Origin of the sequence: Breznakia pachnodae, from assembly GCF_030814225.1 — a bacterium.
Taxonomy (GTDB): Bacteria; Bacillota_I; Bacilli_A; order Erysipelotrichales; family Erysipelotrichaceae; genus Breznakia; species Breznakia pachnodae.
This window is the reverse complement of record NZ_JAUSUR010000002.1, coordinates 538167-559542: the sequence shown is the minus strand read 5'-3', so window position 1 is coordinate 559542 and position 21376 is coordinate 538167. Positions and strand designations below refer to the sequence as shown.

At 31.2% G+C, this 21376-nt stretch carries 22 protein-coding genes and 1 tRNA gene; 8 read left to right on the top strand and 15 right to left on the bottom strand.

The features are described 5' to 3' along the window. Positions 1 to 588, bottom strand: a 588-nt coding sequence (locus J2S15_RS08470) for a hypothetical protein (protein WP_307407284.1), incomplete at its 3' end; no start/stop codon positions are given. A 277-nt stretch (positions 589 to 865) separates the two neighbouring features. On the opposite strand from J2S15_RS08470, the gene J2S15_RS08465 reads away from it, so the two are divergent. Beyond that, positions 866 to 1633 carry a GNAT family N-acetyltransferase gene (locus tag J2S15_RS08465; RefSeq protein WP_307407282.1) on the top strand — a complete coding sequence of 256 codons (768 nt, stop codon included), beginning with the start codon at positions 866 to 868 and terminating at the stop codon, positions 1631 to 1633. A gap of 10 nt (positions 1634 to 1643) precedes the next feature. On the opposite strand, the gene J2S15_RS08460 is transcribed toward J2S15_RS08465, so the two are convergent. After that, on the bottom strand, positions 1644 to 2270 hold the full coding sequence (locus J2S15_RS08460) for a TetR/AcrR family transcriptional regulator (RefSeq protein ID WP_307407280.1): 627 nt from the start codon (positions 2268 to 2270) through the stop codon (positions 1644 to 1646). Between the two features lie 19 nt (positions 2271 to 2289). Further along, on the bottom strand, positions 2290 to 2709 hold the full coding sequence (locus J2S15_RS08455; RefSeq protein ID WP_307407278.1) for a hypothetical protein: 420 nt from the start codon (positions 2707 to 2709) through the stop codon (positions 2290 to 2292). A gap of 143 nt (positions 2710 to 2852) precedes the next feature. Between J2S15_RS08455 and J2S15_RS08450 the strand changes: the two genes are divergently transcribed. Together J2S15_RS08450 and J2S15_RS08445 are read left to right on the top strand one after the other, a co-directional pair. Further along, positions 2853 to 3377 (top strand): PadR family transcriptional regulator, encoded by a 525-nt coding sequence (locus J2S15_RS08450; protein WP_307407276.1) that lies wholly within the window; start codon positions 2853 to 2855, stop codon positions 3375 to 3377. Beyond that, positions 3374 to 4174, top strand: a complete 801-nt coding sequence (locus J2S15_RS08445; protein WP_307407274.1) for an alpha/beta fold hydrolase — start codon at positions 3374 to 3376, stop codon at positions 4172 to 4174. Before J2S15_RS08450 ends, J2S15_RS08445 begins: the two co-directional genes overlap by 4 nt. 12 nt (positions 4175 to 4186) lie before the next feature. Here J2S15_RS08445 and J2S15_RS08440 read toward each other — a convergent pair whose 3' ends face one another. After that, positions 4187 to 4960 (bottom strand): NAD kinase, encoded by a 774-nt coding sequence (locus tag J2S15_RS08440; protein WP_307407272.1) that lies wholly within the window; start codon positions 4958 to 4960, stop codon positions 4187 to 4189. A 41-nt stretch (positions 4961 to 5001) separates the two neighbouring features. Here J2S15_RS08440 and J2S15_RS08435 point away from each other — a divergent pair, with 41 nt between their 5' ends. The 4 genes from J2S15_RS08435 (at position 5002) to J2S15_RS08420 (ending at position 7028) form a co-directional block, all read left to right on the top strand. Further along, complete coding sequence (locus J2S15_RS08435) at positions 5002 to 5556, top strand: CYTH domain-containing protein (RefSeq protein WP_307407270.1); 555 nt, start codon at positions 5002 to 5004, stop codon at positions 5554 to 5556. A 70-nt stretch (positions 5557 to 5626) separates the two neighbouring features. Then, positions 5627 to 5700 (top strand) — tRNA-Gly (locus J2S15_RS08430). A gap of 119 nt (positions 5701 to 5819) precedes the next feature. Continuing rightward, positions 5820 to 6275 carry a DIP1984 family protein gene (locus J2S15_RS08425; RefSeq protein WP_307407268.1) on the top strand — a complete coding sequence of 152 codons (456 nt, stop codon included), beginning with the start codon at positions 5820 to 5822 and terminating at the stop codon, positions 6273 to 6275. Between the two features lie 312 nt (positions 6276 to 6587). Continuing rightward, positions 6588 to 7028 carry a hypothetical protein gene (locus J2S15_RS08420; protein WP_307407266.1) on the top strand — a complete coding sequence of 147 codons (441 nt, stop codon included), beginning with the start codon at positions 6588 to 6590 and terminating at the stop codon, positions 7026 to 7028. Between the two features lie 84 nt (positions 7029 to 7112). Here the strand turns inward: J2S15_RS08420 and J2S15_RS08415 are convergent, their stop codons facing one another. The 11 genes from J2S15_RS08415 to J2S15_RS08365 form a co-directional block, all read right to left on the bottom strand. Further along, complete coding sequence (locus J2S15_RS08415) at positions 7113 to 8021, bottom strand: IS3 family transposase (RefSeq protein WP_307407264.1); 909 nt, start codon at positions 8019 to 8021, stop codon at positions 7113 to 7115. 38 nt (positions 8022 to 8059) lie between these two features. After that, positions 8060 to 8467 carry an HTH domain-containing protein gene (locus tag J2S15_RS08410; protein ID WP_307407262.1) on the bottom strand — a complete coding sequence of 136 codons (408 nt, stop codon included), beginning with the start codon at positions 8465 to 8467 and terminating at the stop codon, positions 8060 to 8062. 132 nt (positions 8468 to 8599) lie between these two features. Continuing rightward, complete coding sequence (locus tag J2S15_RS08405; protein WP_307407260.1) at positions 8600 to 9217, bottom strand: MarR family winged helix-turn-helix transcriptional regulator; 618 nt, start codon at positions 9215 to 9217, stop codon at positions 8600 to 8602. A 151-nt stretch (positions 9218 to 9368) separates the two neighbouring features. Then, positions 9369 to 11195 (bottom strand): ABC transporter ATP-binding protein, encoded by a 1827-nt coding sequence (locus J2S15_RS08400; protein ID WP_307407258.1) that lies wholly within the window; start codon positions 11193 to 11195, stop codon positions 9369 to 9371. Next, the gene (locus J2S15_RS08395; RefSeq protein WP_307407257.1) at positions 11155 to 12972 is read right to left on the bottom strand and encodes an ABC transporter ATP-binding protein; all 1818 of its coding nucleotides are present in this window, start codon (positions 12970 to 12972) and stop codon (positions 11155 to 11157) included. Before J2S15_RS08395 ends, J2S15_RS08400 begins: the two co-directional genes overlap by 41 nt. 70 nt (positions 12973 to 13042) lie before the next feature. Beyond that, positions 13043 to 14128, bottom strand: coding sequence for a sensor histidine kinase (locus J2S15_RS08390; RefSeq protein ID WP_307407255.1), 1086 nt, complete (start codon positions 14126 to 14128; stop codon positions 13043 to 13045). After that, complete coding sequence (locus J2S15_RS08385) at positions 14125 to 14814, bottom strand: LytR/AlgR family response regulator transcription factor (RefSeq protein WP_307407253.1); 690 nt, start codon at positions 14812 to 14814, stop codon at positions 14125 to 14127. Before J2S15_RS08385 ends, J2S15_RS08390 begins: the two co-directional genes overlap by 4 nt. Positions 14815 to 14903: 89 nt before the next feature. Next, positions 14904 to 15854, bottom strand: a complete 951-nt coding sequence (locus J2S15_RS08380) for a nucleotidyl transferase AbiEii/AbiGii toxin family protein (protein WP_307407252.1) — start codon at positions 15852 to 15854, stop codon at positions 14904 to 14906. Next, on the bottom strand, positions 15812 to 16399 hold the full coding sequence (locus J2S15_RS08375; protein WP_307407250.1) for a type IV toxin-antitoxin system AbiEi family antitoxin domain-containing protein: 588 nt from the start codon (positions 16397 to 16399) through the stop codon (positions 15812 to 15814). The genes J2S15_RS08380 and J2S15_RS08375 overlap by 43 nt, the downstream gene beginning before the upstream one ends. A 113-nt stretch (positions 16400 to 16512) precedes the next feature. Next, on the bottom strand, positions 16513 to 19329 hold the full coding sequence (locus J2S15_RS08370) for a toxin Cry1Ac domain D-VI-related protein (protein ID WP_307407248.1): 2817 nt from the start codon (positions 19327 to 19329) through the stop codon (positions 16513 to 16515). Between the two features lie 25 nt (positions 19330 to 19354). Beyond that, positions 19355 to 20713 carry an RNA polymerase sigma factor gene (locus tag J2S15_RS08365; protein WP_307407247.1) on the bottom strand — a complete coding sequence of 453 codons (1359 nt, stop codon included), beginning with the start codon at positions 20711 to 20713 and terminating at the stop codon, positions 19355 to 19357. Positions 20714 to 20935: 222 nt separating this feature from the next. On the opposite strand from J2S15_RS08365, the gene J2S15_RS08360 reads away from it, so the two are divergent. Next, a complete protein-coding gene (locus J2S15_RS08360) occupies positions 20936 to 21370 on the top strand; it encodes a MarR family winged helix-turn-helix transcriptional regulator (protein ID WP_307407245.1) in 435 nt (144 codons plus the stop codon). Positions 21371 to 21376 lie beyond the last annotated feature (6 nt).

Sequence of the window (21376 nt, the reverse complement as noted above, 5' to 3'; positions counted from 1 at the left end):
GTAGTTAGCTATTTCTTGTTTCTTTCTTTTCATCTTCCACAGCAACACCTTCAATCGATGATTCAAGTGTTTCATCATTACTTTGATATACAGCTTTTCAAATAAATACAGGTTCATTTCTATTCCATCTACTATACAACTATTATTCTTGGTATAAGAAAACCCACATCCTTTAAAGATATGTATGTTTACGTTATTTCCTTGTGAGAATGCAATTAGACTATCGTGTACTTTCTTGAATTGCAGATATTGCTTTTCAACTTTCTTATACTTCTTTTGAATATTCTTATGTTCTCTAGTTACTCGCTTTTCATGAAACTTCTGAGTTTGAATACTTGTCTTTATTTTTGCTTTGGCATCACTTATCACACTCAAAGGCATATAATCACTGGTACCATATCTTGCCTTCAGTTTCTTTTGGAATCCTTTTCCCATCTTCACATTATAAAAAGTATCATTATAACATCTGCGATAGGTATAACGATACATTCGATTATATACTTTCACATCATGATGGATACAGTTCACTTGAGATTCACTCAAATCTTTGAGATAGAATCGTTGACTTTGTGAGATGGTTTTTGGCATAAGTATTACTCCTTTTATTGGTTTATAATATTATGTCAACGATTCAGTTTTGGTTGTTTCTTATTAACCAAATAATACCATTATAACCCTATTGATTCAATACTATTTTAAGTAATATTTGGATTAATTTCACACTGATTATTTTGTATGTTTTTATGCTATCTTTTTTGACGAAACAAAATTCTTAATTTATAAAAAATTATAGGGCATACAATTTTAATAGTTTCTTCGCTTTTCCTTCATGCTAGTATAAACACAAAGATATGGAGAAATTAAAATGGAACGATTAAAATCTATAAACTATGATAAAGCAACACAACACCTAAAAGAATACCAAGATAATGTATTATTTGCATTAGCAGTATCTACACATAAATGTAAGGGAATTATCTATACAGATTCAAATGAATGTCCACAAACTTTTTATATTGTGAGTGAATATGGAATGTCTTGGTTATGTGGGAAAGCAGATAATCAAAACTTTAACGGCCAACTTCTTACTTACCTAAAACACAATGATGAAGCAAAGAAACAATGGATTCAGGCACCTAATAAAGACTGGTGGGATTTACTTACTAAGTTTGCCAAGGAATTAGATGTATGCATTGATAATCGAGTTAATTTTTACTTTGACGATGATAGCTTCATATCGATTGATACTGATGATGAATTTCAAGAATTAAATGAGAATGATTTCAATTCGCTGGACGGGCTGGTTACTCCTAATCATTTTTGGAATGACTACTCACTATTCCAAAAATATAGCAAAGGATTCAAACTGATTGTAGATCAAGAGATTGTTGCCATTGCTTTTGGAGCATATACAGATGAACATCATTTAGAAATAGGAATTGAAACCTTTCAGCCATACCAAAAGAAAGGATATGCGAAGCTGGTTTCATCCAAACTAATAGAGTATTGCCTGGAAAATAATCTTACACCAATGTGGTCATGTCGACTTCAGAATACTGGTTCATTTGCACTAGCTCAGAAAGTTGGTTTTCGATTATCTGCAATTACTCCCTATTATAATTTCAAAAAATAAAACAAGGAGATTAATCCTTGTTTGCGTATAATGTTGAAAATTGTTCGATATGTGCATCAAGCAACCTAAGCACTTCACCTTCTGAGACCTCTCCGTTATCATAGTAATGAAACATCACAAAAGTTGTTGAGTAAAAATGATAAGCTGCAACCTTTGGATCTAACACTCTAAAATAACCTTTTTCCATCATAATCTTAAATAATTCTGCTTGAAATTCAATAGGTGCTTCAATAAAAAACTTTGCATACATCTCACTAGCTTGTTTGTTTCGGTATTGTTCGATTTCTAGCATATGTCTGAATTTTGAAGCATAAGGATCTTTCAAGAAATAGAGAAATAACTGATGACTCATTTCTTTTAATCTAGCCATTCCAACTGTCTGATAATCATCTGCCATACTATCAAAAGCACCTTGAGGTATTTCAAATTGTTTTGATGTTTCCAAATAACGATCCTGCATTGATATCAGAAGAGAATCAAAGATATCTTGTTTACTTTTATAATGCTTATAAAGTGAACTTTCTTTTATTCCAACTGCACCTGCAATCATACGGACACCGACTCCATCATATCCATTTACTGAGAACATATCCAAAGCGACTTCTAGGATGCGTTCTTTTGTATTACCTCTTGCCATAAGAAATCCTTTCTAGTGGTTATTGTAGATATAACCATATCCTTGAGAACTCTATTATACCAATTTTCATGCAAATACATAAACTTAAAATGAAAAACAGTATCTGACGTGCATCTTGCGACTTCATAAAAATACTTAGTATTCCACAAATTACAATACCAAGGGCAATGATACAGTTCACTGTTGACTGAATACTGTGGATACTAAATACTCCCACCTCTGTAGAACCATCAATTGCATTTTGTACTGACATATGGTAATTATCTCTACTTGCTGCAAAAATACAGATTATCAAACCAACAGCAAGTAATACTGCAATCCTTCTTCCCCATAATGTAATTTCATTGCGATGGTTAAAGCTATATCCAATATATCCAAACATTCCTATTAGTAATAGTGTAGTTACTGAAGTAACCATACTTCCAAAATATAATTTCATAACAAACCTCCTTCTAGGCTAACGATTGTTATCTTTATTTTAGCTAACAATCGTTAGCCTGTCAATATATTTTGAAATAATTTATACAAAATGTGTTGCATATACCTATTAGGTATGTTATTGTGAATTTACGAGGTACAATCATGGAAAACATAATCTTAGGATTCTTATTAATGAAGAACTTATCACAATACGAAATTAAAAAAGCTTTAGAAAAGAAACCTTCTCCATTTATTAGTGCAAGCCTAGGGAGTATTCAAGCAGCACTAAAGAAGCTACTGGAAAAAGGTCATATCACAATGCAGGCAACCATTGAAAATGGAAGAAAGAAAAATATATATCAAATTACTGATAATGGGAAAAATTCATTTCATGAATGGATGCTTATGGAGATTGATGAGTACAACTTTGACCATTTGTTAATGTCAAAATTATTTTTCTTAGGACTACTTCCATTAGAAAATCAACAGGTATTTGTAAATAATATAATCGATCAATTAAATGAGATCAACGAAGATCTTCGAAGCGTTGCTGTATCAGATGAACTTCTGGCACATCCTATTGCTAAGTTTCAATTTAAGACACTGGACTTAGCTTGCGAAAATTACAAACAGACACTAAAGTTTTTTACTAATCTAAAAAAAGAATTGGAGAATCAATCAATATGAAATCATATATCTTAAATTATAAAGAAGTACCTATTACTTACTACACAAATCAAAACAAAGATAAAGAAACACTTTTATTTCTTCATGCTGCATTCTCTTCATCTAAAGCATTTGAAGAACAATTTGAGTATTTTAAGGATAATTACAATATCATCCTTATTGATATGCCTGGTCATGGTGAAACTGGACCAAACAAAAAGCGAATAAACTTCAAATCAATTGAAGATATTATTCATCAGATACTAAAACAAGAAAATGTTTCTTCTGTTCATATCATAGGTGTTTCTTTGGGATCATTGGTTGCACAATCATTTGCATATAAGTATCCTGATAAGGTTTCATCAGTTGTAGTTATTGGAGGATATTCTATTCATAAAGATTATCAGAAAGTATTAAAAGAACAAAAGAAAGAACAACGTCGTTGGATGCCAGCAATGCTTTTCTCCTTCAACAATAAATTCAAAAAGAATGTTGTAACACAGGCAGCGTATACTCAAGAGGGAATTGATAAATTCCTTCAAAGCATGAGTGACTTTAAGTTTTCCACATTCATGACAATGGACGGAGCGAACAGTTTCTTTGTAGATGTACAAACACCCGTTCGTTATCCAACACTAGTAATGTATGGTGAACACGAAAATGAAATTGCATTAGAGGCTGGAAAAACATTTGAAGCAAAAGAACCAAATGCAGAGGTTGTTTATGTTGAAGGCGCTGGACATTGTATCAACTTAGATCAAAATGATAAATTTAATATCATTTTAGGTGATTGGTTAAAAAAACATTCGGAAATTTAATTCCGAATGTTTTTAGTACAATGTTCTTACTCTTTCCAAATAACTATATTTACGATAGCGGACAAACCGTACCATTTTATTACTCATTCTACAATGAATATCTTTCACATTATCCAAGGCCAAACTTTTATGGTCATAACAGATATAAGCATTTTCAAAGTTATCACTAGAGAAACACAAACTACGATCGTCTTTTAATATATATGGTACACCAAGTGACTGATGCTTACTATCATGAATGCCAGCAATTTCTGTTAACTGCATTAAGGATAGCCCACTATCTACGACTGCGCCTCGAAGTGACCTATTATATGCTGTTGATCCTGCTTGTGTACTTAAACAAATTCCATTTCCTTTGAACCTTTCAAAAAACTCATCATCAATATAAATATCAAACATTTGTGTACGCATAATGTTTTCAATTCTAATTTCATTTAATGCATATACCGTATAATCATTTACTTGTGCTTCTAATAACTTAGATGTAAACACTTCATATATCTCACCTTGAATGATATCCTGGATACATTGATCCAAATTCTCTTCCGTATAATCGGTAAAAAATCCCAGAGTCCCTGCATGGACTGCCACAAAATAAAGTTTATCAAGTTGCTGGATATAACGATGAACTGCATATAGCAAGGTTCCATCTCCGCCAATACAAATAACTAATTCTGGTTCTTCTTCATCATAAATAAAACTATGTTCCCATAGTGCTTTTTTTACTTTTTCTCTCATCTTTAACGATTTATCATCGTGCTTTGCAATTATCGAAAATCTCTTCATATTTTTTGCCTTTCTGCTAAAATCATTGTATCATATCTAGTATGGAAAAACATATCGAAAAGGAATACAAGGTTTTAGTTACGAAAAACCAATTTGAAACTTTATTATCACATTACCCTAATGTGAAATTTCATATACAAAAAAATCATTATTATGATAATGATAATTATGATATTATTCATCAACATGCTGCAATGCGAATTAGAGAAAAAGAAGATACAAATATCTTTACTCTAAAAAAATTTATCGATGGTGACTTATTAGAGTTTGAATGTGAAGTAGATGATATTTCACCAGAAGTTTTCAATAACAAGGAAATCAAAGAAGTTCTAGATTCTTACAATATTCAAGGACCATTCCATCACCTAACAACATTAACTACAAATCGTGGTGTATATTATGGCAATGGGTATGAGTTATGTTTTGATCATAGTAATTATGAAAACCAAAATGATTATGAAATTGAATATGAATATACAAAAGACCATGATGGAGAAACTAATTTTCAATCGATTATGGATTTGATTGGTATTACGTACGAAAAGAATGCGATGTCTAAAATACAGCGTGCCTTACATGCAAAAGGAATTTTATAGTTCCTTTTTTTGTGCAGAGGGGTTGAAATTTTTCCTAAAAAATGGTATTTTATTAATGCAAACAATTGATGCGGGTGTAGTTTAATGGTAGAACTTCAGCCTTCCAAGCTGACTACGTGAGTTCGATTCTCATCACCCGCTCCAGTAAAAATAGAACTCGAAGTTTTGGTATATAACCTATTACTTCGAGTTTTTTATTTATAATCACAAAAAATATATTTATTATTTATAGAAATAACTAACGAAAGGAGGAACATAATCACATGAAATTAGCAGAAGCACTCATTAACAGATCTGATCTTCAAACACGACTTTCTCAACTGCGAGGAAGATTAGTAAGATCATCAAAAGTACAAGAAGATGATACCCCACCAGAAGATCCAAAAGAATTATTTAAAGAACTTGATGAAATAAGTAATCAATTGATAACAATTATTCAAAGAATCAATAAAACGAATAATGAAACTATCGTTGATGGTCAAGAGACATTGTCTGATAAATTAGTAGTAAGAGATACACTTATTCAAAAACAAAAAATGATTAAGGATCTGATTGCTGAATCATCATTAGTCACTAGAAGACTTCAGCGCTCTGAAATTAGAATGGTGAATACTTTTAAAGTATCTGACTTACAAAAAGAATTAGATGATTTATCAAAACAGATTAGAGAAATAGATACAAAAATTCAAGAGTTGAATTGGCTTACAGAATTATTGTAACTATCTTTGGTTAGCAGCTAACAGGCGAGTACAAGCGGATGTCTACCGTTAATTAGACACCTCGGGTGCTGTTGGACAGGCACAAAACTTACATTTATGTCTATGTGGCTTTATGCTTCAGTAAATGTTACAAGAGTACAGTTATGACAGTCGATTGGTCTTTAAGACCATTACAGTTCAATTTATTGTTACTACCAAGTACTGATGTTAGATTGTTGGTAGGGTATGGGGTGGAGTCATATAATAATATGACTCCTTTTATTTATCCAATATAATAGTATATAATAAAGTTACTATGAAGGAGAGAAAATAATGGAAAGTGTACGTATATATGAAATACCAAAATGTAAAATGGTAGCATCACAATGTGGGATGTTTGGTGATGAAGCTTTAGAAGATTTTGATAAATGGTTAGAAACTATACCAAGAACAATGTACCCTCAAGATTTTTTATGGTTTGATGAAGAGCAGGGTGGATTTGTATGGTATTACATTTACCATGATGGACTTGCTATACCAAATTCTTTCAGTATTGTTGATTTTCCTGGGGGACTTTATGCTGTTGCTACTGGTGTCGACGGAGAAAGCAACGAAGAAGCTATGAATGCAATTAAGCAATTTCTTCAAAATCATAATTGTTTTGTTATTGATTCATCACGCAAGGAGTTAGGGAATATAATCACTCCGCCATCTGCCCAAGAAGCTATGAAATATTCACAAATGGATTACTTTGTTCCAATAAAAACTGTGTAACAAAAAAACGCCAATATAAACTATACCCTGTGTCAAGGACACGAAGAAAAAAATCTTAGGAGCAACTCAAATGAGTTGTTCTTTTTATATTATCATTGGTAATTGTAAATCATGATAAAATGGATAAGTTAAATATTCATCATATTCGTATGGAGTCATTTTATGCAGTCCTTCTTGTGGCCTATCATAATTGTAATAACCAATGTATTCTGCTATTGCTATGCTTACTTTTTCGTATGTATTGTAATTTCTTAAATCCATTTCTGTTTTTAATATTGCAAAGAATGATTCTTGTGGAGCGTTATCCCAACACACTCCCTTGTTCGACATAGATTGAATAATCCCATGTTCTTTTAATAAATTTTGAAACATATGACTTGTGTAATGACACCCTTGATCTGAATGAACTAATATATTTTCATGAAACTTTTTTCCATGCTCAAGAATGAAATCAACTATGGTTTGTTCTACGAAGTCTAATGCTAAACTTTGCGATATCTGCCACGATAAAATCATTTTTGTTGTAGCGTCTTTCATAACTGAGAGGTAAGCTTTTTTACCATTACCATAAGTTAAATATGTAATATCTGTTAGTACTGCCTTTTTTGCTGCTCCAGTGTTAAAACCACGGTTTAATACATTATCATATCGATTCTTTACTTGTTGTTTCTTCAATATTGCTTTCACCGGATTTGCACGCCGTATTGGACAGATTAAATCATACTTCTTCATCAATCTACGAATCTTCTTTAAATTCATGACAATCCCTTTATCTCGTTTTAATCGCATCTTTATTTGTTTTGCACCCTTCTTCCAACTCTTATATTCATAAGCTTCTTTAATTAATTCAAAATCTGCTCTATCACGAATTTCTTTATCAGATAACTGGTATCGTCTTTTAAGATAGGCGTAATAACCACTAGTAGATACCCTTGCTTCGGCACATATCTTTTTAATGATTAATGGATATTTTCTTTTTGTATGGTTTTGCATTTGATATATGATCTCAAAGATGTCTTGGACGGAAGGGTCTACTTGCGTGTAGGCTCCTTTCGTCCCCCTGGCTTTTTTAACCATTCTGACAACCTCTTATAGTAATCTTTTTCATCTTTTAAATACTGCATTTCTTCCTCAATGGATTTGAATTCTTTTTTCCTTTTTTTTTCTTTACTTGAGTTTGCTTTTCTTTCGAATCCTTCAGGTCTACTTTCTTCTTTTTGCCAACGACTATACATAGTTTTTATTCTCAACACTCCAAGCATATGGTACTTAATTCCATAATCATGAAGGATTATTTCAAAACTATCGCCTTGTCGTTTTCTTCTCAGGAAATCTTTTTTAAACTCTGTTGTAAATGTAATATTATATTCTGTAACTTTTTCAACACAGGATAATGTTGTTAAATATTCACGCTGCTTATCTGTAAACTTATTTCTCATATATTTTCCTCTTTCTTTTAGTATAAGAAAAACCCTGTAGAATTACACGACTTTTTTTATCGTGACCTTTCTACAGGGTATAGTTTAATATGGCGTTTTTTAGTATACACTATTTAATTGTAACTTAGATTACTAACTTTGATGATTGTGCTTGTGAGAATGATCGTCATGTCTATGACCTTTGCGACCATGACCATAACCACATTTTCCTTCATCATCTTTATAAGATTCCATTAATTTAACCAACAGTGTAACTAACGTTTCTTTTTCTTCTTCATCTAACGCTGCAAACATTTTACTGATTTTCTCTTCTTTATTTGCACGTAATTCCGCAACAGCTTCTTTACCTTTTTCTGCCAAAGCAACATTCATACTTCTTTTGTCTTCTTCATCAGCAGTTTTCACAATCAATTCTCCAACTTCTAGTTTCTTCAAGACTTCACTTAAAGAACCTGGTTGGATATCTAGAATCTCTTGCAATTCTTTTTGATTCATTGTTTCATTACGAGCTAATAGCATTAGAATTTGATCCTGACTTGCTTTTCCTCTTCCTCGATGACCAACATGTCTCCCTGTTCTTCTTAACAGTACTGCCAGTTTTTCATCTATTGTTAGTTCATTAAAATCTTTATGATGTCTATGTTTATTATGTTCTTTCATTTCATTTCCTCCTTCGAAATATCTTCTTCCTCTTCTACACTGTAAATCATCTTGTGGACAGTGCTTTCCACATTCTTGACAAGTTTCCATGTTCAGCACCTCCTTTCTGATTTATTTAGGTACCTTAACAATCTATATTATACACTTGTTTCAAAATATGTCAAGGTACCTAACTATATTTATTTTCAATAAAAAAGAGAATCACGTTTACTTAACTAAACTGACTCTCTTATCTAATTAACTATCGATAATACATTGCTTGTGCTTCCCACATTTCATAGTACTTTCCTTTTTCATCAAGTAGGGAATCATGAGTTCCTTCTTCAATGATGCTGCCTTGATCAAATACCAGAATATGATCACAGAAACGACAACTGCTCATTCGATGAGAAATATAAATACTTGTTTTGTCTTTCACCATATCATCAAAATTCTTATAGATTTCATATTCACTAATCGGATCTAATGCTGCTGTTGGTTCATCCAACACAACATAAGAACCATCTTTATAAAGTGCTCTGGCAATTGCAATCTTTTGTGCCTCTCCTCCTGATACCTCTACTCCTTCATGATTGTGTTTGTACAAATAGGTGTCTAGTCCATCTTTCATTTGCGATATTCTTTCTATAATATCAACCTTGGTTAAAGTTGATATTACTCTATCTTCTTCATACAACTTACTGGAAGCAACATTATGTGCCAAAGGAAAAGCAAACAATTGAAAGTCCTGAAATACAACAGATAAAATTTTAATATATTCTGTAAATGAATACTTATTGATTGGTATACCATTTAATTTAATTATTCCTTCACTTGGTTCATATAAACGACATAGTAATTTTATAAAGGTTGTTTTCCCAGCTCCATTTGGACCAACAACGGCTAACTTCTTATGTAAATCAAATGTGTAGTTTACATTCTTTAGTGCATACTCCTCACTTCCTGGATAATGAAAGGACACATTTTCAAACTCAATCTGATATTCATGGTCTGAACGTTTTTCAATATGGATAGAACCTAGCTGTTGCATACTGTCCAACTCTAAGAATTCCAGATATGTCTGAAAACATTCACATTGCGTAATAAGTGCAGAATGATAAATACCAACTCCTCCCAATCCATCTGATAACTTCAGCAGCGATTGAACATACAACACAATTTGCCCAACAGGAAACAACTTAGCAAACGCTCTCGCTAATACTACTAAATACAATACTAAGTTAAGGATTGCCGCCAAGAATAGTGATGTTCCTAAAATCTTTCCTGTTTTTTTAAATATTCGTGTATATCCTTTTGAAGAATTTTGAAATTTCTCTTCCAATTTCTCTTTTAGCATATCTTGCATATTATACAAACGAATGACTTTTCCAAAGTCATAATCTCTAGAAATTATTTTGTCCAGATAATTATATTGGCGATTGAATATAATATTTATGTTTGTTAGTTCCATTTGTGCTGAATTGCTCATTGCATTCATTTTTGCTTGAACAGCCAGATTCACTACAATACTAACAATAATAAGAATACTACCTATCCATGATGTAAGAATTGAGATGAAAGACATATCAGTAAATGTTTGAACCTTTAATAATAAATCTGTTACAACTGCCAGCGAGAAAATTACCATAAAGATATTTTCAAGATAACTACTCGTATAGTTGAACCACACATCCACTCCACCCATTGCATTCTGTGCTTCTTTTGCACGTTGAATCATTTGCAGTGATTCAGGATTTTCTAATGTTTCATAATCTAAATGTAGTGCTTTTAAGTGAACTTCCTTATCCATCTTCAGCATAATCTTTTCACTACGAATATCGATAAAATAAGTAGTAATCACAACTAGTAACTCTTTTACAATATAACTTCCAACCATACATAATAAATAGAAATACAACGTACCACTATCCAAGCGATTATCTACAATCATTGAAATAATCAGTGAACTAAAATATGCTTCCAGAAAAGGCAGCAATGATTTCACAAATGAACGTAAAACACTTAGTGGTAATATATGCATATCCATTTTATGCATCCACTTTTGAATACGTAAAATATTCTTCATCATTACTCACCTCCTCTTGGTAATATTTAGATTGCACTTTAAACATTTGTGAATATCCATTCTCATATTGCATTAATGTTTCATGAGTTCCATCTTCTTGCACCTGTCCATTTTCAAAATATAAGATACGATCACAAAACTGCGTACTTGATAAACGATGGGAAATAAACAGAGATGATTTTCCACTTGTCAGATCTGCATAAGATTCATACAGCTCACGTTCAGCAATTGGATCTAATGCTGCTGTCGGTTCATCAAGAAGCAAAACAGGTGCATCCTTATAAAGTGCTCTGGCAAGAGTAATTTTTTGTGTCTGTCCTCCAGAAAACAATTGTCCATCTTCATAAAACATCTTTCCCATATACGTATCAATGCCTTTTGGTAAAGATAAAATTTTGTCATAAACATTTGCTTTCTTCAAACAATCTACAACCCGTTTGCGATCAATATTCTCATCTTGAGTACATGCAACATTATCACAGACACGATATTCACTTAATGCTGCATCCTGAAATACAACACCAAAGATTTCAAACAATTCCTGTTTGCTGATATCTTTGTAGTTTCTGCCATCAATATAAATATCTCCTGCAGTTGGTTTATACAATCCACACAAGAGTTTTACCAGCGTTGTCTTTCCTGCACCATTTGGTCCTACTAATGCTACCTGTTCATTTGCATGTAAATGCAAATTCAAATCTTTGAATATGTATTCATCACTACCTTTATATTTAAAATCCACATGTTCCAGACGAATATCTCCATATATTGGAATATCGCTAGATACTGTTTGATTTGGTAATTCTATTGTTTCCATATATTCAAAGAATTGTCTGCTTCCATCCTCATCGATTGGAAGATGAGCAAGACTTTCCATAATTTTAATAATCCAGACACCGATTCCACTTGTTGCACCAACAATCATTAGAAATGATTCCGCACTCAATCCATCATTCAATAATGAAAATAGAATTGTGTATATTAGAATAAATTGTAATGACTGCAATAAAAACTTAATACTCCCGGTTGTCAGTTGCACTTGTTTCACTTTGCATGCAAACTTATATAACTTCTTATTCACTTCATCATAAAGAACTTCAAACCAGTCAGAAATGTTATACATACGAATATCTTTCCCATTTTTTAAATCAATACATTCACGATCTAAATATCGTTTTTCACGATTCGACTGACTTTTTTCTTTTTGAATTCTTATTATTCGTTTCTGTATTTTTATATAAAATATCCCTTGAACAATTCCAATCATAATAACAACAATAATAGGAACAATACCTATATCTCGTAACAAATAGCAGTATACAAAGAAACCAACCAATCCTACACAAAGATTATAGAATTCTCGCATATATCCTTCTACACCATTTTCATTTCGATCAACAGAACGATCAATCACTTCTTGATGTTCTTTTTTATTCTCATCACTTTCAAAGCGCTCATAGTCCATAAACATTAATCGATAACATAACTCATCTGCTAATCTTGCACGAAACATAATCAAGTTTACAAATGTTACATTACGCAAATATCTTTGAATCCCTATCACAAGTCCCATTACAACGACATAAACAGATACATATATCATTTTCTCCTCAATAGAGATCGATTTATTATAAACACTTACTAAGAATGTGGGCAATAACATTAGCATTGTTGGATACAACACCTCTGTAATCAAATAAAAGAAACTTCTCACAAAGTATGATTTTTTTCTTTTCCACATCTCTTGATGTAATCTTTTAAAAACACTCCATCTTGTCATAGTCTCACCTCGATTCCAGTATATATCGCTAAATTTGTTTTATTATAAAAAATGCGTGAATTGTATCGTTTCACGCATGAGTTGTAATTGGCAGCATAATTTCTAAAGAAAACACACCACTTTCCTGATTGATATTAAAGTATCCATTGTATTTATTCGTACATGATTCCATTCGTTTTAATCCATATCCATGATCTCCACGTTTACTGGATATAAATTTATTCTTTTCTTCGAACGTTTCCTCACTAGCATTCATAACCGATAAGTATAGTTGATTTTGAAAGATAGAAAAGTAGATTCGTATACTTCGTTTTTTTTCGTCTAACTTTCGGCAGGACTCGATTGCATTATCAAGTGCATTTCCAACAAGTACACAAATATCAGTATCGCGAATGGACAACACTTCTGGTAATTCACATTTTACCTCTACCTGGATATGTTCCTGCTTCATAATCTGAAGTTTTGAATTCAAAATTGCATCTACTAGTAGATTTCCTGACTGTACATGTTTATTAAATTCTATATAATCCTTGTCCAGTGTCTGAAGATAAGCAGTTGCTTCATCTATTTTTTGATAATATAAATATCCTTTTAGTACTTGCACATGATTATGGAAATCATGGCGAAACCCTCGCATATCTTTGTAGATATCTTTCATCTCATCATAGTGCTGGTACCATATATTTTCTTCAAATTTTTCTGTTCTTTTTCGATAAGTTGTTTCATATTTTTCTAGAATATAAAATACAAAACAACTCATTAACCAAAGAATATACTCACCATAGGATGTAAAGTATAAAGCAATACATAAAACTCCATACCCAATCCATATATAAGGATTCTTAAGTTGATGAAAAACATAATAAACAAAGAAACCAAACATCCAAAGATAGTAACTGTATGGTTCAGGAACAACTAACGTTAGTGCTATAGATAACAAATATATACCTTTTAATATCCATAAATTATCAACATACCATAACAGATAAAATCCACATACTACTACAACTAACAAACCCCCATATAACTTAGGTAGTAATATTGAAGCAGCCAACGGTATCAAACCAATTGCTTTATAAAGTTTTCCTTCTTTCCATGGAAATAATAAATACAAATATAATATCCAAGAAAGAACCCACAACACTCGCATTATCATGATGGATTTCTCCTTTTAAAGAAATTTATAAACGCACTATACACTTCTTTATATTTACCTCTGGCAATTGGAATAATCTCATTATTTACTTGTATATTATCTTTATTCAATTCTTGAATCTTTCCAATTTGTACAATATAACCACGATGTGTTTGGATAAAATTATCATCCAATTCTTCTTTAACTGCATCAAGTGTCTGTTTCACTCGATATATCCGATCTGCATGAATTTCCACATAATGTCCATCACTTTCAATAAACAAAATATCTTTTAATTTGATATGCTTCGTTGCCTTATCTACCTGTACAACCAAACTCTTTGTATCACCTTCATACAGCTTGTCTAAGCAATAGAAGACTTGTTTTCTCTGAATTGGCTTCAGCAGATAGTTTAGTGCCTGTAACTGATATCCATCGAAGATAAAATTAGGTTCATTTGTCACAAATATAATGTGTGCATCTCCTACTTCTTTTCGAATTGTTCTTGCAAGTTCAATCCCACTCATTCCACCCATTTGAATATCCAGAAAGAAGACATCAAAATCATGCAGATGGAATAACACTTGTTCAGCACTTGTAAACGATGAAAAAGGGAATGTAACACCATGACTCTGCTGATACATCTCAATACACTCTTCTATCTGTGATATGAATAAAGGTTCATCATCTACAATTGCAATTTTCATCTTATACCTCTTTAGCAAATTATAGCTTTTAGTTTTTGGAAAAACAATAGGTCATATATTATGATAAGATCTATTTTGTTTATAAAATACTATTTCAATCTGGTTTCTATCCATTTTTTCCTATTTTGATTCCATGTTGTTGTCATCTCTTCATCGTTAACTATTGCTATAACTACTGGTTCTAAAAAACGTTTTATTAAATCCATAGCCATAGAAAAATCTACTATAACCATTGCTTTCTTTTTTCTAACAAATGAATTCCATCTCTTGTTTCTTGTTGAATCTTCAATAAATTCATTTTCAAACGCCACTATGTTATCAAGTTTTGTCCCTCTATGATTAAACGTTTCTACAATTGCAATTTTTAAATCATTTCCAATAAAGTCATATGCTCTTGCTAAAATATAAATATCATAGAAATCTTTTAATCTACTATTTAAGTGACCCAATGACACTATTGCATCAAATTTTTCAGCAATCACTGATTCTATTGAATATACATATAACTTAGGAACTTCCATATCAATCAGAACAGGATAGTCCATTAATTTTCGTTTTGGATAAATAATATCGCCAAAACCTATATCTATAGATACTCGTATCTTTGTTCTATTTAAATATGTAAAAATCGATATGTTTACACCATGATAATCCTTGAATTCAGTTATTTTCGTAATTTTTATTGTTTTTAAATCATACTTTAAGGCATCATCTACTTTCATTGAGAATATATGTTCAAAAACACTTTGTACTTTTTTTAAATTACGATTCATATTATTGCCTAATAAATCTATATCTGAAGTCGCTCTAATAAAATCTCCATCAAATATCGCATATAGAAATACACCACCCTTTAACGTGAAGTTATTTCTATAGTCGGAAATCGATATTCTATAAATCGTTCTTTCCAGTCCATACAAGGTTAGCATTTGTTGCATATTGCCACCTTTTTCTTTCACTTGACTCTTAAGTTTTGCCTTAATTGATTCTGCTTTATCTATACCAACACATCCATATACAACTTCAACACTTCCAAACATTTAAGTTGCTTAGCATATTGATACAGTTTAGTTAAATCTCTATCATTTCTTTTAAGATAATTAATCAAAATCTCTTTCATCTCCTCTATTCCAACTTTGTTTCGATAATAAATAATATCAATCACTGTTTTCTCCAAATCGTATATTTGAAACTGATTTTTCCCATCACTAATTATATCTATACCAATATTAAATCTGTTTTCACCAAAATAATATATCTTAAATTTAGGCCAATCAAATTTAGTAACTATCTTTTTATCTCTCTTTACTGCAACATCTATTTCATATGGTATATAAGTTGATAAACCATAGTATACTGCTGCACTCATTAAACATATAGTCCCTGAAGAGAAATAGGCAGAGACAAAGTAAAAATCAGAATCCTCTCCTTCAAATGAAACATTTTCATAATATTTCCTATTTAATCGTATAAGTTGATTATCTTCTACTAGTTTATTTACCATATAGTAACTATATCCTAAATTTTTAAGTTCATTTATCGAAATTACTTTTTGGTTATTTGGAATTTTATTTACTTTTTTCATTAGCCTTCTCCTACCATTACTATAATCAAATACTCATTTATTATCAATATTTTTTTAAACAAAATACTGCAATTATAAATAATTGCAGTATTTTGTTAAAATTGTATTTTTGTTTATTTACTAGTTTTGTTTCTTTCTTTTTTAGTAATTACGACAAACCCTAATAGTGATGATGCTAATAAAGCATATAACATTGTTAAGTTTGTAGTATCACCTGTATCAACAGTACTACTACTTGTTGATGAACCTGCTGCAGTACTTGGTTTATAAGTATTTGGATTTGTAGTTGAAGGTGCTTTAGAAGGATTTCCTTCTACCTTCACTGTAAGCGTTGTTTTCACAACCGCTCCACTTGTAAACTCAACATCTACATCATATGTTCCATTATCTAATGTTTTCAAATATGCTTCACTTAATGTAATTACTGTACTTCCACTTGTTACTTCATAATTACTTGCATCCAATTCTTTTCCATCTACAGAAATACTAGAGAATTTTTCTACTGGTGCATCTATCTTTGTATACACTGTTCCTTCTCCTGTAAATACTTTAAATGCTTCAACAATCACAAAGTTTCTTTCATCCAATTGTTTTTGTGCTTCTTTTAATTTATCATTCAACTCATCTTTCAATTGTCCATCTGGTAATTTATTTACTAGATCTTCTGCATTTTTAATATCTTCTTGGGTTACTATATCCTTGATATTCCCATCTTTATCAAATAAATCATCCACTGCTTTTTCTGCGTTTCTTTCATTCAATTGGTTTTGTGCATCTTCTAGTTTATCTTGAAGTTCTGTTTTCTTACCTCCATCATTCAAGTTATCAACTAAATCTTTCGCATTATCAATATCTTCTTGGGTTACAGTGTCTTTGATTTTTCCATCTGTTTCAAATAGATCATCCACTGCTTTCTCTGCGTTTCTTTCATTCAATTGATTTTGTGCATCTTCTACTTTACTTTGTAGTTCAGTTTTCAAAGCACTGTCATCCAATCCTGTAACAAAGTCTTGTGAGCTCCTGATATCATCCTGTGTAACACTATCTTTCAATGTTCCATCTTCATTAAATAATCCATCTATTGGAAGATATTGAACTGTGTTATCTTCTGTATCATAAATGATTGTTCCTGGATATGTAATACTTGTACTTCCATCATCAACAATTACACCTGCTGGGAATGTCACTTCACTTCCATCAACTGCTACATCTATTAATTTATCTGTTGGCACAGTAATTGTTTTTTCTGAAGAAGTAATAGTACCGTCTTCTTTTACTGTTCCATCACCAGTTAAATATGTTTCACTTCCATCATTGTTTGTAACTACACTTCCTTCAGGAGCATTTACAGTTCCTCCAGTACTATCTAATGAGATTGTTGCTTCACTACCTTCAGGTACTTTTACAATCGTAGTTATATCTCCTACAGTAACTGTAGAACCATCAGTAGTAGTATTATTTGCAATTGTGATTGTTCCTTCTGTAGTGATTTCAGTTTCTCCTACTGTAGTAGCTTTATCAAATGTATAAGTGGCTTCTCCAGTAACCACCGTACCTCCATTTGGAAGATTTACATTACCTGTAGTTGTATCTACATCACTTAATGATGCTCCTATGATAAGATTTCCCTCATTATCCATAATTCCATCTTCTGATAATAAAATAGATGATGAAATTATAAGTTTCAAGTTTCCATTATTATCTGTATACGGATAACCTATTGAATAACTTGCTCCTTGGTTTATTTGGTAATAAGTTGTTGTCGCATCCCATGAGGCAAACCCTGCTGTTCCTCCTACTCTAACTAGTGCACTGTAAGGTTCCTTACTTCCTATAGTATAGAATAATACTGCTTTATCCAAATTGATATTTGTTGCTTTTGTAACCGATACATATTGTAGTTTGTTTAAGCCTGTAAAATCTCCTGTTGTTATGTAGGTATTGTGATAATATATAACGGCTAAGTCTGTCAGTTCTTTTATTTCGCTTGGTAGTTCACCTGTGAATAGATTACCATATAAAAATAAGTTTTGTAGTTTTTTCAAACCTCCAATTTCACTCGGAATTGATCCTGACAATTTATTTCCATCTAATCTCAATGTTAGTAAATTAGCACATTGTCCTAATCCTGTAGGAAATGTTCCTGATAATTGATTATTAGACACTTCAAAATATGCTAGTGTACTTAATCCATTATAGTTTACAGGCAAAGTACCTGTTAAATTATTATTTGAAACTCTAAATGTAAATAGTGCAGACATTCCATTTAATTCAGGGATACTTCCTGTTAGATTATTATCATTTAAAACAAGATTTATCATATTAGTAAGTTTATTAATATCACTTGGGATTGATCCTTCTAAATTATTGTTTGCAAGATTTAAATATTGCAGTGATGTAATACTAGTAATATCACTAGGTATCTCACCTTCTAACTGATTATTATGTAGATATATCACAAGTAAATTAGACATCCCACTCATTGATGGAATCGTCCCCGAAAGTTGATTATTCTCTAGACTTAATCGAGATAAAAATGCCATATTCTTTATATTCGAAGGGATAGCTCCTGTTAAACTATTGTTAGCTAAGTATAGGTTTGTCAATTTTTCAAAATATTCAACACCATCGATTGTTCCTGTTAATCCTTTTCCAGACAAATCAATTGTTCCTGTATACGCAGCTGCTTCATCTTTACTGATATATCCATCTGGAGAACCACCTTGTCCATCTCCAGTATCGATAGATCCATAATTATCCAATATCGCATCATGCAAGGGAATACTATCCTCAGTAAACGCCCAATCATCTGGTGCATCTGCTGCATTTGTTGCAGCCTTTATATCTTCTACTGAAAAATTATTCACTGTAGCAAAGACACCAATCATCATTATTAAAACTAATAAGCTTTTAAATAATTTATTCTTCATTTTATTTCCTCCATTTTACTCTTTTTTATTTATCTATATTGATAAAATATTCTTTATAGCAATGATCATTTATATAAAGAACAATCATTACTTCACCTTTAAAATATCCTTTAACTTCTAAATTATTATCAATTTTGTATTTCTTTCCATCACTTTCAACATATGATAACTGATAATCAATTTGTGACTTTTCATCATTTATATGTAGTTTTAAATACTCTTTAAAATCTTCTACTTCTACAAGTTCAGGAGCATACAAATCAATATTATTTATTTCAAATACTAAACTTTTTTCTTTGATAGTAATAGTATACTTACCATTTTTACTAATCTTCAAACTTAATTGATTATCATTCTTTTCAAACGTTAATGCCTCATCCTCATGCAGAATATCAATATCAGTCTTATCAACATCCTTCTTTAGTTCTATTACAAGTTCTAAGGAATCTCTTACTGGAAAAGTATAATAGTTAATACTTTTAACATATGGATTTTTATTGCTTTTATTAAACATTTCTACATCATTAATTACCAACTCATCTACATTCAAATTATGAATAGTATCCTCTTTTATTGGAGAAGCAATAAGATAAGCTACCACAACAAGAGCTATTACACCAACGACCGTAGCAACTGTAACTATTGCTAAATTGTTTGATAGAGCATTTTTCAACCAATTGATTTTGCTTTGTTTATAAAGATTTTTTTCATAATGTAAGTCTTGTTTATTACATATTTCATCTTTATATTCATTTAAAATCATTATTAACAATGGAACTAATGCCATGTTGTATAATTTCACTTGGTGTTTATCCTGATATTCGTTTATTTGAAATTCTAGTTTTTTTCGACCTTCATGCAATCTTGATTTTACAGTTCCAACACTACATTCTAAGATTTTTGCAATTTCCTCTACTTTCATTTCATCAAGATAGTAGAGTGTAATCGTTTCTCTTTGTTTGCTTGGTAAATTATCAACAAACTCAGTAACTAGTTTTTTCGTTTCATTTAAGTCAAAGGCTTCTTTAGGTATATAGTCTTTTCGTTCTTCTTTAATTAAACTTTCTGTATTCTTCCCTGATTCTTCATCATACAACAACTCAAATTCTGCACCTTTTCGTTTCCTCAAATAATTTAAACTACTGTTCCTTGCGAGTCTGTACATCCAAGAAGTAAAGTGCTCCGGTTGCTTTACGATATCAATTTTATTATAAATACGAATCATTACTTCTTGTGTTGCATCCTTCGCTTCCGCTTCATTACCAACAATCGTATAACACCAAAAATATATTCGATCAATTATTTCAGAATATAATAACTCAAATTGTCCTTTATCTTTTTGGACTGCTTTGACAATCTGGGTAAGTTTTTCTTTCTTATCCATAATTTTTGCCCTCCTTTATTACCAATATTTACTTACCCTTATGTATTACACACATGTTTTTTCAATTTGGTTCAATTTTAACTAAAAATTTTTCTATTCAACTATTTGTCGCAAAAATATAGAATATCGTTCATTTTATTTTTCATAGCTATTGACAACATCAGTAATTCACTATATAATGTGTAACGTGTTACATATTATATAAAAAGGTGGTGACATTATATGAATCAAAATGATATTGGCGCATTATTAAAATTGATTACAGATAAGATGAGAGCTTCTGCGGATGCAGAACTAAAAGAAAAAGGATTAACTTTTTCTCAATCAAATGTATTAAATTATTTATATGATCGTGGTGAAGAAGTCGGTCAAAAAGAAATTGAAAATTTCTTAGGAGTTTCTCATCCTGCAGTTGCTGGTATTGTGAGTCGCTTGGAAAAGAACGGATTCATATATACATACCATGATCCCAATGATAAACGTAATAAGATTATCGGAATGAGTGAGAAAGCTAAAGCCATTTCTGTAGAGATGCAAAACGATATTGTTTCCAGAGAACAATCACTTGTATATTCTCTGAGTGATAAGGAAACTGAAGAATTAAGAAGAATGCTTATTTCTGTTTATGAACATCTTGATAAATACGAAGCCGAATAAATTCGG

Coding starts and splice junctions, on each gene's coding strand:
- J2S15_RS08380 (WP_307407252.1), bottom strand. CDS start 15,854: ATGTTTGGAAGTGTTGAAGTTGTATATGGATGTGTTGGTATAGATAAA.
- J2S15_RS08420 (WP_307407266.1), top strand. CDS start 6,588: ATGGAAAGTGTACGTATATATGAAATACCAAAATGTAAAATGGTAGCA.
- J2S15_RS08425 (WP_307407268.1), top strand. CDS start 5,820: ATGAAATTAGCAGAAGCACTCATTAACAGATCTGATCTTCAAACACGA.
- J2S15_RS08405 (WP_307407260.1), bottom strand. CDS start 9,217: ATGGAAACTTGTCAAGAATGTGGAAAGCACTGTCCACAAGATGATTTA.
- J2S15_RS08390 (WP_307407255.1), bottom strand. CDS start 14,128: ATGATAATGCGAGTGTTGTGGGTTCTTTCTTGGATATTATATTTGTAT.
- J2S15_RS08465 (WP_307407282.1), top strand. CDS start 866: ATGGAACGATTAAAATCTATAAACTATGATAAAGCAACACAACACCTA.
- J2S15_RS08360 (WP_307407245.1), top strand. CDS start 20,936: ATGAATCAAAATGATATTGGCGCATTATTAAAATTGATTACAGATAAG.
- J2S15_RS08435 (WP_307407270.1), top strand. CDS start 5,002: ATGGAAAAACATATCGAAAAGGAATACAAGGTTTTAGTTACGAAAAAC.
- J2S15_RS08445 (WP_307407274.1), top strand. CDS start 3,374: ATGAAATCATATATCTTAAATTATAAAGAAGTACCTATTACTTACTAC.
- J2S15_RS08370 (WP_307407248.1), bottom strand. CDS start 19,329: ATGAAGAATAAATTATTTAAAAGCTTATTAGTTTTAATAATGATGATT.
- J2S15_RS08365 (WP_307407247.1), bottom strand. CDS start 20,713: ATGGATAAGAAAGAAAAACTTACCCAGATTGTCAAAGCAGTCCAAAAA.
- J2S15_RS08400 (WP_307407258.1), bottom strand. CDS start 11,195: ATGATGAAGAATATTTTACGTATTCAAAAGTGGATGCATAAAATGGAT.
- J2S15_RS08450 (WP_307407276.1), top strand. CDS start 2,853: ATGGAAAACATAATCTTAGGATTCTTATTAATGAAGAACTTATCACAA.
- J2S15_RS08415 (WP_307407264.1), bottom strand. CDS start 8,021: ATGCAAAACCATACAAAAAGAAAATATCCATTAATCATTAAAAAGATA.
- J2S15_RS08410 (WP_307407262.1), bottom strand. CDS start 8,467: ATGAGAAATAAGTTTACAGATAAGCAGCGTGAATATTTAACAACATTA.
- J2S15_RS08460 (WP_307407280.1), bottom strand. CDS start 2,270: ATGGCAAGAGGTAATACAAAAGAACGCATCCTAGAAGTCGCTTTGGAT.
- J2S15_RS08455 (WP_307407278.1), bottom strand. CDS start 2,709: ATGAAATTATATTTTGGAAGTATGGTTACTTCAGTAACTACACTATTA.
- J2S15_RS08440 (WP_307407272.1), bottom strand. CDS start 4,960: ATGAAGAGATTTTCGATAATTGCAAAGCACGATGATAAATCGTTAAAG.
- J2S15_RS08385 (WP_307407253.1), bottom strand. CDS start 14,814: ATGAAAATTGCAATTGTAGATGATGAACCTTTATTCATATCACAGATA.
- J2S15_RS08395 (WP_307407257.1), bottom strand. CDS start 12,972: ATGACAAGATGGAGTGTTTTTAAAAGATTACATCAAGAGATGTGGAAA.
- J2S15_RS08375 (WP_307407250.1), bottom strand. CDS start 16,399: ATGAAAAAAGTAAATAAAATTCCAAATAACCAAAAAGTAATTTCGATA.